Below are 12693 nucleotides of genomic sequence, written 5' to 3'. Positions count from 1 at the left end.
GGGGGCCGCCGCAGGCGATTCAATCGCGCGGCGCGGTGGCACCGCTCAGGCCGGCGCGGCTTCCACGACGGCGGCCGGATCGCGAGCCATCCCCAGGCGCGTGCGCAGGCGCAGGAACGGCCGTTCCACGGCGTAGTGGAGCAGGGTGCCGGCGGCGAGGACCGCCGCCGCGTAGGCGGCGAAGGCGGCCCAGCCGTGCAGCGGCCGTGTGGTCAGCACGCCGGCCACCGCGTGGAAGACCATCTTGTGGCTGAGGTAGAGGCTGTACGAGATCGCGGCGATCCAGCCGGCGCCCGGCATGCGCCGGCGGCCGAGCCAGCCACGCGGGCTCGCTGCGGAGGCAACCAGCAGGGCCAGGCCCAGCGCGAGCAGCGGATAGCCGAACACGCTCGCCGCCAGCGTGAAGCGATGGCGGAACAACACGATGGCAGCGCCGGTCACGAGCAGCCCGAGCCAGGCGAGCGTGCCGGCCCGCGTCTGCAGCGCGGCCCACCAGTCCTTGCGCCAGGCCTGGATCGCCGCCAGCGTCACGCCGGCGAGCAGGCCGTCCAGTCGGGTCCAGGTCGGGTAGTAGATGTTTTCGAGATAGTCCAGGCCGCGCAGCGAGGCCTGCGCACGCAGCAACATGCCCACCGCGACCACGGCGAGGCCGACGCCCACGCTGCGCCGCCACGACGGAGATCGCGCCAGCCACCACGCCAGCAGCGGAAACAGCAGGTAGAAATGCTCCTCCACGCACAGCGACCACGCATGCGAGAACGCCTGGTTGTGCCGGTAGTCGATCAGCAGGTTCATCGTGAACGTGGGGAACTGCCACAGTGGCTGCATGCCGGGCGCCTCGCGCCACGACGGGCACAGCGCGTACACCGCCAGCATCGCGAGGAAGGCGGGCAGGATGCGGAATGCGCGGCGCAGGTAGAACGCACCGAAGCGCAACGGTGCGCCGTGGCTCAGCGGTTCCAGCAGCTGGAAGCCGATCAGGTAGCCGCTGAGCACGAAGAACAGGTCCACGCCCATCCAGCCGTAGTCGGCGATCGGCTGGTACGGCGCGCCGAGGCCGCCGATCATCCAGGAGTGGAACAGCATCACCCACACGATGGCGATGGCGCGCAGCAGGTCGAGGCCGGGCAGGCGGTGCATGGCATCCCCTTGGGGGCGGCATGCTCCGCATCGGGCTCCATGCCCGATGCCGCCGCCGGCCCGATGAGGCGGCGAGTATGGGCGGGGAATCTGTCTCGCTGGGGACCGGCTTCGGGCGATTCCGTGGCAGCCGGCCGGGTGCGGATTCAATCCAGCAGGCGCGCCTCGCTGCGCCCGCGGCTGAGGTCGCGCACGCGCGCCTGCGCGGCGGCCACCCGATCCTGCGGCAGCTGCAGCTGCAGTGCTACGCCGTCGGCCTCGTAACGCTCCTGCTCGACCTCGGCACCCAGCTCCGCCAGCCGCGCCTTGAACAGCGCCAGCTCGGCGAAGTCGCAGCGCAGGGCCAGCCGCGCCATCGCCACGATCGGTACGCGCCCAGCGCGGCGCAGGCATTCCGCCGCGGTGCCGCCGTAGGCACGCACCAGGCCGCCGGCGCCCAGCTTGATGCCACCGTACCAGCGCGTCACCAGCACCACGACGCGATCCATCGCCTGTCCCTCGATCGCCTGCAGGATGGGCCGGCCGGCGGTGCCGCCGGGTTCGCCGTCGTCGTTGAAGCGGTAATCCTGGCCGATGCGGTAGGCCCAGCAATTGTGCGTGGCGGTGGGGTCGCCAGCCTCGCGCACGAACGCCAGCGCGCGCTCGATGGATTCGACCGGAGCGGCCTGCGCGAGGAAGCGGCTCTTCCTGATCTCTTCCAGGTGGCGGCAGGGTTGGGCCAGCGTCGACAACGCTTCGCTCATGGCTCGCGCCGTTCCGAACGCAGCTTCGGCGGCAGCTCCCGTTGCGGATGCCTCCGGTCCGTGGATTCGCCCGGCAGGAAGTGGCGCGGCGCGCTGCGCCGATGCGCATGCGGCGTCTGGACCGCGGCGGGCTTGTGGCGCGCGCGGGCCGGCATCGGCATCGTATCGGGGGCGGCCGCAGCATCCATGGGTGGCGAGGTTAAGGCAAACCGCCGGGCACCGGTAGGCGCGGCGCGGACCGGCTTCACCGGGTACGTGGGGCCGGTGCGGTAGCATGGCGTCCCCCGCAGGACCGACCGGACCCCATGATCAACAACGACGTATTGCGCGCCATCCGCTACATGCTCGACCTCAGCGACGGCAGGGTGGTGGAGATCATCCACCTCGCGGATGCGGCCGCTCCGATCGGCAAGGAAGACGTGCAGGCGTTCCTGAAGAAGGACGACGAGCCCGGTTACGCGGAATGCAGCAACAAGGTGCTGGCGCTGTTCCTCGACGGCCTGGTGTTCCATCGCCGCGGCAAGGACGAGAGCCGGCCGCCGCGCCCGCCGGAGAAGCGCGTCACCAACAACGTGGTGCTGAAAAAGCTGCGCGTGGCGTTCGAGTTGAAGGACGTGGACATGCACGAGATCCTCGAAAGCGCCGGTTTCCCGGTCTCCAAGCCGGAACTCAGCGCGCTGTTCCGCCAGCCCGAGCACAAGAATTTCAAGCTGTGCGGCGACCAGTTGCTGCGCAACTTCCTGAAGGGGCTGACGATGCGGATGCGCGGCAACGGCTGAGCCGTTTCGTGCGCGTCCGCCGTCACCGCGTTGCGCCCGGTGAATGTTTGATCGAGGCGGGAGTCCGTCGCCGGACTCCCGCCTCCCGCTTACTGCACCATCACGCTGACGTCGTCGATCACGAACGAGGTCTGGTTGGACGCATCCTCGACGCCGTAGAAGTTGATCTGGATGGTCTGGCCGATATAGGGCGACAGATCCACGGCGTGCTCGACGTAGCCGCTGGCCGCGTCGAGGTTCGACCAGGTCGCCAGCGTCACGTACTTGCCGGCGGAGGTGATCACCTGCGCGCTGAGCTTGTCGTAGGCCGTGCTGGTCGTGGTCTCGGCGGTGTCGACGTGCATGAAGAAGTCCAGCGTGGCCTTGGTGGCCGTGGCCGGGATGGTGATGCTCTGGCGCACGTAGTCGGTGTGCGTGGTGCCATAGCCATCCAGCCAGGCCTTGTAGCTGCCGGTGCGGGCCGGTTCGCTGGCGGTGTTGTTGATCACGCCGGAGGTCTGCGTCCACGGCGTGGTGCCGTTCTCGAAGCTGTTGTTCTGCACCAGCTGCGTGCCCGTGCCGCCCGTGCTGTTGGACACGCTGAAGCTCACCGCACTGCTGGTGCCCACGTTGTTGGCCGCGTCATAGGCCTTCGCCACCAGGTTGTGGCTGCCGTTGGCCAGCGTGGTGGAGTCGAGCGTCATCTGGTACGGCGTGGCCGTATCGGTCCCCACCAGTGCGTTGTCGACGTAGAACTCCACCTTGGTCACGGCCACGTTGTCCGTGGCATTGGCCGACAGCGTGATGGTGCCCGAGCTGCCGCTCTCGGACGCACTCACCGTGGGCGGCGTGGTGTCGACGCCGGTGCTGTTGGAAACGCTGAAGCTCACCGCACTGCTGGTGCCCACGTTGCCAGCCGCGTCATAGGCCTTCGCCACCAGGTTGTGGCTGCCGTTGGTCAGCGTGGTGGAATCGACCGTGGCCTGGTACGGCGTGGCCGTATCGGTAGCCACCAGCGTGTTGTCGATGTAGAACTCCACCCTGGTCACACCCACATTGTCCGTGGCGTTGGCGGACAGCGTGATGGTGCCCGAGCTGCCGCTCTCGGACGCGCTCACCGTCGGCGGCGTGGTGTCGCCGCCGCCCGTGCCCTGGGTGACCCATACCGGCGCGGACCAGAGCTGCTTGCCGTCTTCCTGGGTGATCTTGGCGTAGTAGAAGTGATCGCCATTGGCCGGCGTGATGGTGGTGGTCGCCGTGCTGGACGTGTTGCCGATGGTGCCGTTGCTGCCCGGCACGCCTTCGAACACCTGCACGCGCTGCGCGGCGTGGCCGGCGCTGCTGGCGTAGTTGACGGTCAGCGTCAGCGGGCCGCTGTTGCTGAAGCGGTCGCCCATGATGTGCCCGTTCGCCGTCAGCACGATCTGGCCGGTCTTGTCCTCGGTGGCGAACACGTGGCGCGCACGCACCGCATCGAGGAAGGCGTTGAGGCTCAGCGCGGTGCCGTTGGGGATCAGCACGCCGGTGCGGTTGGTGTAGCTTGCGCCCCAGTTGGCGCAGTGGTTGTCCTGGTCGGAGCTGGGCGCCACGTGGTAACCGCGCTCGAGCAGGATGTTGTAGGCGGCCTCGTAGCTGGTGCGGCTGGTCTCGGTCTCGGTGGTGTTGCTGGAGAACGCCGAGCTGTTGAGCACTTCGGCCAGCGCCATCACCTGGTCGCCGTCGGCCGTGTAGGCCAGGTCGGTGCCGCCCACGTTGAACTGGCCGGTGGTGGCGGGATGGTTGAACTGACCCACCCAGCCGTTCGCCTTCATCAGCGTGTACAGCGAGCCGTAGTCGCTCTTGGCGGTGAACACGTCGCCGATCAGCTGATTGGAGCTGTTGTACTCCCACTCCAGCAGACTGGGCGTGTTGAGGATGTTGAGGTGGCCGCCGTTGCTGATCACGCCCCATTCCAGGCCGTAGATCGCCAGGAAGTTCGCATGCGCGGCGTTGAACGCGCTGGCCGCCTGCAGGCCCGACTGGTAGAGGTTGTGCGCGGTGGTCGGACTGGCCGACGTGTTGGTGCCGGTCGAACCGTCGTACATGTGGTTGTGCTCGGACGTCATCAGGATGTCCAGGCCCTCGTTCATGGCGTACTGGTAGGCATCCGACGGACCGTAGGCGCCGCTCTGCGGGTTCTGCGCGCCGACGCAGCTGGAGAGTACGCCGCCACCGTCGCTGTGGTTGGTCTGGCTGTGCAGGTTGCCGAAGTAGATGGTGTACGGCAGGCCACCCGTGGTGGTCGCCGACATCGGCGACAGCGCCGTGGTGGTGACGGCGTGCCGGCGCAGGGCCTGGAAGTGCGGCATGGCAGGTGCGGCGACCGCACCCACCAGCACATCGTAGCGTTGTTCCTCGACCAGCTCCGGTGCCCGCTGTTGCGCCAGCGTCAGCGCCTGGCCGGGCAGGCCGTTGCCGATGCGCGCCACCGTGGCACCATCCAGTGCCACGGCGCGCAGCCGTACCGTCACATAGCCAGCGGGCACGGCGTGGCCCTGGCGATCCAGCCCATCCCACGGGACCTGGGCCCGCGTGCTGCCGGTGCCGAGCGCGCTGTGCCCCTGCCATGTACGCAGCTCGCCGCCGTCGTGGCCGAGCACGGCGACTTCCCATGCCACCTGGGTCCCCGGCATCGCGCCGGGATAGGAGAAGTGCATCGTCACGGGACGCACCCCGGTGCTGCGGAACGGCACCTGCAGCGTGGCTTCGAACTCTTCATGGTCGGGCAGGCTGCCGGCGAATGCCGGAGCGGCAACGATTGAGCAGGCCAGCAGCAAGCCGCCAGCGATCCTGGTTTTCCAATTCATTTGGTTGGGTTCCCTGGTTGAGTGGGTCGAGCAAAGCCCCCCGGCCTCTTGCGCGACCCGCCTTTTATCCCAGCGCAAGATGACAGGAGTAGGACCGTCGTCGCGACAGCCTTGACCGACTGCTCAAAATTGCCGTGACGGGATCGGATGTTTCTGCGCAGAGGCCATGGGTCGCAGGGCGCAGCAATCATGCGGATGAGCGCGTGGCCGGCGGTATCCGCGCGTCGCCCGCGGCAGGCGCCGCGCATTGCTGTCAGGCGCTGTCAGCAATGGCGGCGGCGGGAGGGCCGGCATGGTGGGCTGCGCCGGAGTCTTCGCGCATCATGGCAGGGTCTCCCGCCATGGCCGCACTCATGTCACCACGCTCCGCCGTTGCTCCGCTCGCGCTGGCGATCGGCATGCTGTTGATCAGCATGGTCTCGTACCAGTGCGGCGCGTCGCTGGCCAAGCACCTGTTCCCGCAGGTCGGCGCTCAGGGAGCCACGGCCTATCGGCTGGGGCTCAGCGCGCTGATCCTGCTGCTGTGGCGGCGGCCGTGGCGCCGGTCTGGCACCCGGCGCGACTGGAGCGCGTTATGGGGATATGGCCTCTCCATGGGGGCGATGAACCTGGTGTTCTACATGTCGCTGCGCACGATCCCGCTGGGCATCGCGGTGGCGCTGGAATTCACCGGGCCGCTGGCGCTGGCGCTGTTTGGTTCGCGCCGCTTGCTCGACTTCGCCTGGATCGCGCTGGTGGTGGCCGGGTTGGCCCTGTTGCTGCCGCTGCGCGGGCAGGTGCAGACGCTCGATCCGGTGGGCGTGGTGTACGCACTGGCCGCTGGCGTGGGCTGGGCGCTGTACATCGTGCTGGGGAAGAAGGCGGGGGCAGCCCACGGCGCGGATGCAGTGACGCTGGGCACCTCGATCGGCGCCTTGCTGGCGATCCCGTTCGGCGTCGCGCATGCCGGCAGCGCGCTGTTGTCGCCGGCGCTGTTGCCGTATGCATTGGGCGTGGCGGTGCTCAGCTCCGCGTTGCCGTATTCGCTGGAAATGGTCGCGCTGACCCGGTTGCCTGCGCGCACGTTCAGCACCTTGCTGAGCCTGGAGCCGGCCGTCGCGGCGGTGGCTGGCGTGGCGTTGCTGGGCGAGCGGCTCAGCCTGCTGCAGTGGCTGGCCATCGGGGCGATCATCGTGGCGGCGGCGGGTACCGCGTTGAGCGTGCAGCGGCCCACGCTGACCGAGCCGCTGGCGAACTAGGATCCGCAGTCGCCGCTCACGACTTCAATTCCTCGCTGGCGTTCACCGTCGCCTTGCGCTCCTGCTTGCCCCAGCCCACGGACGGGCCGCGGATGGCGGTCCAGACTGAACGCACCACCACGTAGTACATCAGCTGGCGGTAGCCGAAGCGCTGCAGCACCAGCCACCACAGCAGGCTCCAGCGCTCCTTCTTCTCCATCGCGAAGGCGAGCGCCGAGGCGCCGAGGTCGACCGCCATGAAAGCGGCGTAGAAGACCAGCATCCGCAGCAGGTTGGTGTCGTCGAACTGGTTGCGGTGCTGAAGGTAGTCCATGCCGGTGCTGACGATCTGCCACACCAGCACCAGGTCGACCAGCGGCGACACCACCGAGAACAGGATCTGGAACAGCCACACCTGCGGCAGCGCCACCGTGCCCAGCGCGCCGTAGCGCGGGTTGAAGGTGGCGTCGCGGTGCTTCCACAGGCACTGCAAGGTGCCGTAGGCCCAGCGGAAACGCTGCCGGGCGAGGCCGCGGAACGTGTCGGGCGCTTCGGTCCAGGCGATCGCCTCGGCGTCGAACAGGGTGTGGTAGCCGGCCTTCTGCACGGCGATGGTGAGGTCCTGGTCCTCCGCCAGCGTGTCGGCGGGGAAGCCGCCGAGCCGTTCCAGTGCCTCGCGCCGCCAGGCGCCGACCGCGCCCGGCACCACGGTGATCGCGCCCAGCGCGGCCAGCGCGCGGCGTTCCAGGTTCTGCGCGGTGACGTATTCCAGTGCCTGCCACAGGGTGATCAGGTTGATCCGGTTGCCGACCTTGGCGTTGCCGGCGACGGCGCCGACCTTCGGATCGGCGAACCAGCGCACCAGGTGGGAGATGGTGTGCGGCTCGAACTGGGTGTCGGCGTCCAGCGCCACCACCACCGCGCCCTTCGATTCGCGCAGGGCGGTGTTGACGGCGTGCGCCTTGCCGCCGTTGGGGATGCTGATCAGCCGCACGCGCGGCTCGCTGGCGTAGTGCTCGCGCACCACCGCCGAGGTGGCGTCGGTGGAGCCGTCGTCGACCACGATCACCTCGAGGTTGGCATAGCGGCTCTTGAGGATGCGGCGGATCGAGCTGACGATCACCTTTTCCTCGTTGTAGGCGGGAATCAGCACCGAGACCAGCGGCGGATCGTCCGGCAGCGCCGGCTTCGCGCGCCGACGCTCCTGCGCCCGGTTGAACAGGGCGAGGCCGCCGAGCAGCAGCAGCCGGGCCACGCCCAGCGTGATGGCGACGGTCAGCAGCCAGCGGATCAGGTGACCGAGCCAGCCCAGCGCGAGGAACACCGAGCGATCGGCCCAGCGCGACAGCGAACCCGGCGGCAGCGGCGGCATGGTCTGCTCGCGGGTGAGCCCGGCCAGCGTCGACACGGTGACGAACTCATAGCCCCTGGCGCGCAGGCCGTCGATGATGCGCGGCAGCGCCGCTATCGTCTGCGAGCGTTCGCCGCCGGCGTCGTGCAGCAGCACCACCTGGCCGGTGCGCTCCGGGTTGCTGGCGGCGACCTGGGTCAGCACGTTGTCGACGATCTTGTCCGCGCCGGGCCGTTGCCAGTCTTCCGAGTCGACATGCAGGCCGACCGAGATGTAGCCCATCTTCTGCGCGATGCCGATCGGCACCAGCTCGTCGGCGGTGGTCGGTTCGGCGTCGCCGAAATAGGGCGCACGGAACAGCCGCATCGAGTGGCCGGTGAGCGCCTCGAACAGGCGCTGGGTGGCGTTGAGTTCCAGCGACACGATACCGGGCGGGCTGTCGCCGAGATTGGGATGGGTGAAGGTGTGGTTGCCGACGTCGTGGCCTTCGGCGACCTCGCGCTGCACCAGTTTCGGCGACATCTCGGCGTTCGCGCCGATGATGAAGAACGTCGCCGGCACCTGCTTGGCCTTGAGGATGTCGAGGATCTGCGGCGTCCATTCCGGATCGGGGCCGTCGTCGAAGGTCAGCGCGATCTTGTGCGGCAGGGTGCCGGCGCGCTGGATCACGTAGGAACTGGGCAGGGCGGTGTAGCTCTCGTCGACGACGCTGCCGTCGTCCTTGTCCAGCTCGAGGGTGCGTGCGCCCGGGGAGGGCTCCGAGGCGATTTCCAGCACCTCGCCCTGGCCCTCGATGTCGATGTCCTCGCCCTGGCCGATCGTGCGCAGCTCCGGCGGTGCCGCGGCTCCGTAGGGGCGGCCCAGCACCGACCATACTGAAGGATCCTCCGAGCCCAGACGCCACAGCGCGTAGCCGTAGGGCTTGTAGTCGTCGGCGACATGGATCTGGTTGTAGGCGGTGACGCCGTCGAGGAACCAGACCTGGTGCGCGCTGCCGTCGTCCTCGCTGTAGGAGAAATGCGGGTTCAGCGTGTCCGGGTCGAACGTGACGTCGGCCTGCGCATCGGAGGCGCGATCCATCGCATCCTGGAAGGTCAGCGTTTCGGCGTTCTTGCCGTGCGACCAGTCGTAGCCGTAGTTGCCGATTGCGATGATGGTATGGTCGGGGTCGAGCTCCTTCATGCGCTCGTCCAGCTTCTGCTCGAACCAGTCGGCGCCGGCGATGCTGCCGGCATCCTTGCCGGCCCAGTGCTGGTCATAGGCCATCAGCAGCTCGAAGTCGACGATGGCGGCATAGCCGGTGTAGTCCCAGCCGGCTTCATCGAACGGCACCGAGAGCACGATGCCCCAGCCATGCGGGCTGAATGCATCGCTGAGCTCGGACAGGAACGCCTTGAAATCCGGCTGGGCCTCGGTAGGCACTTCCTCGAAGTCGACCGTCACGCCCTGGAAGCGGTTGGCGGCAAGGAACTCGACGATCTGCGCGATGCGCGCCTGGCGCAACGCGGGATTGGCCAGCATGCGTGCCAGGCCGGGACCGTCCCACTGCGTGTTCGCCGCGTTCTGCAGCAACGGCAGAATCGGCGTGGACGGCTTCTTCGAGCGGATCAGGTTCAGCGCCTTGGCGTCGACGCTGGTGTGCAGCGCCATGTCGGGGCCGCTGACGCTCATCCAGGTGGGGATCACCCAGTCCAGCGTGGGCAGCGTGCGCTTCAGCGAGGCGTAGCTGCTGTCGTCCCAGTTGACGTAGAAGCCGATCGCCAGCGGCCGGCCGGCCGGCTTGTCCAGCGACGGCGGCGGCGCATGCGCGGAAGCGGCCTTGCCGGCGTGCGTGCGCGGCGGGTGCAGCAGCTTCTGCCGGGCGCGCACTTCGGCGGCCAGTTTCGCCGCCGGCTTCAGCAGCTCCGGATCGGCCGCCTTCACGTTGGCCAGCGCATGCCGGGTGCGGTTGTGTTCGCCGATATGCAGCCCCGTCATGCTCGGCCAGACGAACAGGCTGATCGCGCAGGCAGCCGCGAGCAGCGTGCTGAGCACGCCGGCGAGCAGCGCCACCCGCGAGACATGGATGGCGCGTCGGCCGGTGGGGTCGAAGAAGATCGGTTTCTTTTGCATGCCAGGGCTGGCTCGGCGTATGCCACGAAGTGAATCGGCGTTGGTCCCGGAGCCGCCGGAAGCCGACGCAGAACCGCAGGTGCGCAGTATCGCCGATCTGCATGCCTCCACGCAGCAGGGCGACGGAACCGGTCAGCGCGCGTTGCCCTCCCGGCCGGCGCTAGCCGATCACCGGGCCCGCCACCGGCTCGCTGAAGTCCTCCGGTGCGAGGTTCCGCGTCAGCCGGAACACGCCCTCGTGGATCTTGCGCGGCAGCACCACGTCGAGCACGGTGGTCTGGTGCGGACCGAGGATGGCGAGCAGGTCGTCGCCGGCGGCGCTCTGCGCCAGCGCGTGGTGCACCAGGCCGCCAAGGTCGAGCGGTTGCACGCTGGCGCCGTACGGCTGGCGGCTGGCCACGGCGGGGCGGAGCGTCTTGCGGCTGTTGCGCGGGTCGGCCACGCGATCGTCGCCGGCGAGCAGGCTGTGGTCGAGAAACAGCGAGATGGTGGTGCGCTGCTTCGAGTTCGCCTGGCGGTCGAGCATGAAGCCTTCCGGCAACAGGTCCGGGCTGGCCGGCGTGCCGGCGGTGAGCAGGAAGCCGGCGCCGGTCAGCGGCTCGCCGGCTTCGTCGCCGAGCCGCACGATCAGCAGGCTGCGCGGATCGTGGATATGCACGCGCGGCGCGAACAGCCCGGCGGGTTCCAGCTCGACCTTGTCGGCGTCGCGCGCATCGTTCTCGTGCTCGAACGCGTCGCAGAGCGCTCCGTAATCGTTCGCGCTGCGCACCTGCAGGCAGCGCAGGATCGCCTGCGTCGTGGCGGGTGCGGCGCTGGCCATGATGCCCAGTTCGTCGCCGGAATGCGCCGCGCCGGCGATCAGCTTGAACGCGCAGCGCGGGCCATGGCTGAGGTTCAGCGCCAGTATGTCGCCGCCGCTGCCGCCGGCCGGCGGCGACAGCACGGCATGCCGGGCGTTGAGGTTGGCTGCGGCGATGCGCACCACGCCGTCGGAGCCGTCCTCGCCGGTATAGCTGTTGAGGTGGTCGTAGAGCGTGCGGTCGGGCCGGTCGCCGGTGAGCACGAACAGATACTGGCCGCGCTGGGCCGGGTCGTCGCCGTGAATGTGGTCGAGGTTGAGCGACAGCGATGCCGCGCTGCCCAGTTCCAGCCAGTCGAGGATGCGCTGGCCCGGGTCCACGCCGGCGAACCAGGCCTTGAGCCGGCCCAGCGTGCTCTTGCCGAGCTGCGCCAGCGCGGAGCCGAAGTTGGCCGGCGCCAGCATCACCAGATGGCTGAGCCGGATCGTGCTGTGCGTGCCCGGCATGTCGCTCTGTGCGCGCAGCCACTCGCGCACCACCGGGCCGCCGGTGGAGTGGGTGACGCAGGCGAAGCTGGCGTCGAGCAGGTGCAGGTCGCGCAGCGCGTGGTCGAACGCGCGCACCAGGTCGGGCATGGTCACCGCGTCGTCGAAACTCACGTACTCGGACAGCCAGATGTCGGCCAGGGTCAGCGCCAGGCCGGCCGCGGCCGCCTGCTGCTGCAGTTGCCGCGGCAGCTGCCCGTAGGTGGCGGTGGAGGTGACGCTCCAGCCGTGGACGAAGACGAGGGTGGTCATGGCTCAGCTCCCGTGCAATGGCCCGGTCCATCAAGGGTCCGCGACAGTGGGCTCATGACGCATGGCGATGCGGCCCGTGCGGCGGTGCGGCGTATCGGCATAATGACATCGGCGCCCCGCCATCTCCACCGGCTCTGTCCATGACCGCAAACATGCTGCTGATCCTGATCGTGCTTGCCGGTGTGCTGGCGCTGTTGAAGTGGCGCCGCTGCAGCCAAGTGCTGCTGGCATTGGCGATGGTCCTGTTCCTGGCGGTTGGGTGCGGGCCGCTGCCGATCTGGCTCCTTGCGCGACTGCAATCGGATTATGTGAAAGCGGCACCCGTCGCCTGGGGCCAGCGCAATGCGATCGTGCTGCTGGGCGCCGGTGCGGTGCGGGTGGCCGGCAGCGGCGAGGTCGAGGCGAGCCTGTTCGGCTACGGGCGCATCGGCAAGGCTGTGGAGTTGTACCGCGCATGCCGGCAGGCCGGACACGAGTGCAAGGTCGAGGCAAGCGGCGGCGATGCGCTCGGGGTAGGCCGGTCGGAGGCGGCGGTCTACGCCGGCGACCTGCAAGAGCTGGGTGTGGATGCCGTCGACCTGCTGCTGGAAACGCGCAGCATGAATACTTGGCAGAACGCGCAGTTCAGCGGCCCGCTGTTGAAGGCGTATGGTGCCGATCGCGTGCTGCTGGTGTCGTCCGCCTACCACCTGCGCCGCGGCATGCTGTACTTCGCGCACTTCGGCATCCACGCCGTGCCGGTGTCCGCCGACTACGTCGACGGCATGCCGTCCTGGCTGCCGCTGTCCTACAACTTCGCCATGGCCGACGTGGCCCTGCACGAGTACGCCGGCATCATGCGCTACCACGTGTACAACGCGATGGGCTGGAACGTGCAGGCGACGAAACCTGGCGCACTGTAGGGCGGGCACTGCCCGCCGGCTGTTTGG

At 68.9% G+C, this 12693-nt stretch carries 8 protein-coding genes; 3 read left to right on the top strand and 5 right to left on the bottom strand.

Annotated elements, in window-relative coordinates; all coding sequences use genetic code 11:
- Positions 1–45: 45 nt before the first annotated feature.
- Positions 46–1140 (bottom strand): acyltransferase family protein, encoded by a 1095-nt coding sequence (locus DEO45_RS03280; RefSeq protein WP_114340882.1) that lies wholly within the window; start codon positions 1138–1140, stop codon positions 46–48.
- A 146-nt stretch (positions 1141–1286) separates the two neighbouring features.
- Positions 1287–1883 carry an IMPACT family protein gene (locus DEO45_RS03275; protein ID WP_114340881.1) on the bottom strand — a complete coding sequence of 199 codons (597 nt, stop codon included), beginning with the start codon at positions 1881–1883 and terminating at the stop codon, positions 1287–1289.
- A 305-nt stretch (positions 1884–2188) separates the two neighbouring features.
- On the opposite strand from DEO45_RS03275, the gene DEO45_RS03265 reads away from it, so the two are divergent.
- A complete protein-coding gene (locus DEO45_RS03265) occupies positions 2189–2662 on the top strand; it encodes a DUF1456 family protein (protein WP_114340879.1) in 474 nt (157 codons plus the stop codon).
- 89 nt (positions 2663–2751) lie between these two features.
- Here DEO45_RS03265 and DEO45_RS03260 read toward each other — a convergent pair whose 3' ends face one another.
- Positions 2752–5487, bottom strand: coding sequence for an Ig-like domain-containing protein (locus DEO45_RS03260; RefSeq protein ID WP_114340878.1), 2736 nt, complete (start codon positions 5485–5487; stop codon positions 2752–2754).
- Between the two features lie 353 nt (positions 5488–5840).
- Here DEO45_RS03260 and DEO45_RS03255 point away from each other — a divergent pair, with 353 nt between their 5' ends.
- Positions 5841–6725, top strand: a complete 885-nt coding sequence (locus tag DEO45_RS03255) for an EamA family transporter (RefSeq protein WP_114341302.1) — start codon at positions 5841–5843, stop codon at positions 6723–6725.
- Positions 6726–6741: 16 nt separating this feature from the next.
- Here the strand turns inward: DEO45_RS03255 and DEO45_RS03250 are convergent, their stop codons facing one another.
- The gene (locus DEO45_RS03250) at positions 6742–10167 is read right to left on the bottom strand and encodes a glycosyltransferase (protein WP_114340877.1); all 3426 of its coding nucleotides are present in this window, start codon (positions 10165–10167) and stop codon (positions 6742–6744) included.
- A gap of 160 nt (positions 10168–10327) precedes the next feature.
- A complete protein-coding gene (locus DEO45_RS03245; RefSeq protein ID WP_114340876.1) occupies positions 10328–11764 on the bottom strand; it encodes a phospholipase in 1437 nt (478 codons plus the stop codon).
- Positions 11765–11904: 140 nt separating this feature from the next.
- On the opposite strand from DEO45_RS03245, the gene DEO45_RS03240 reads away from it, so the two are divergent.
- The gene (locus tag DEO45_RS03240) at positions 11905–12666 is read left to right on the top strand and encodes a YdcF family protein (protein ID WP_114340875.1); all 762 of its coding nucleotides are present in this window, start codon (positions 11905–11907) and stop codon (positions 12664–12666) included.
- Positions 12667–12693: the final 27 nt, after the last annotated feature.

The organism is Rhodanobacter denitrificans (assembly GCF_003335105.1).
In the GTDB taxonomy this organism is placed as follows: domain Bacteria; phylum Pseudomonadota; class Gammaproteobacteria; order Xanthomonadales; family Rhodanobacteraceae; genus Rhodanobacter; species Rhodanobacter denitrificans_A.
The sequence above is the reverse complement of the archived record's forward strand: the minus strand, read 5'-3'. Positions and strand labels throughout refer to the sequence as shown.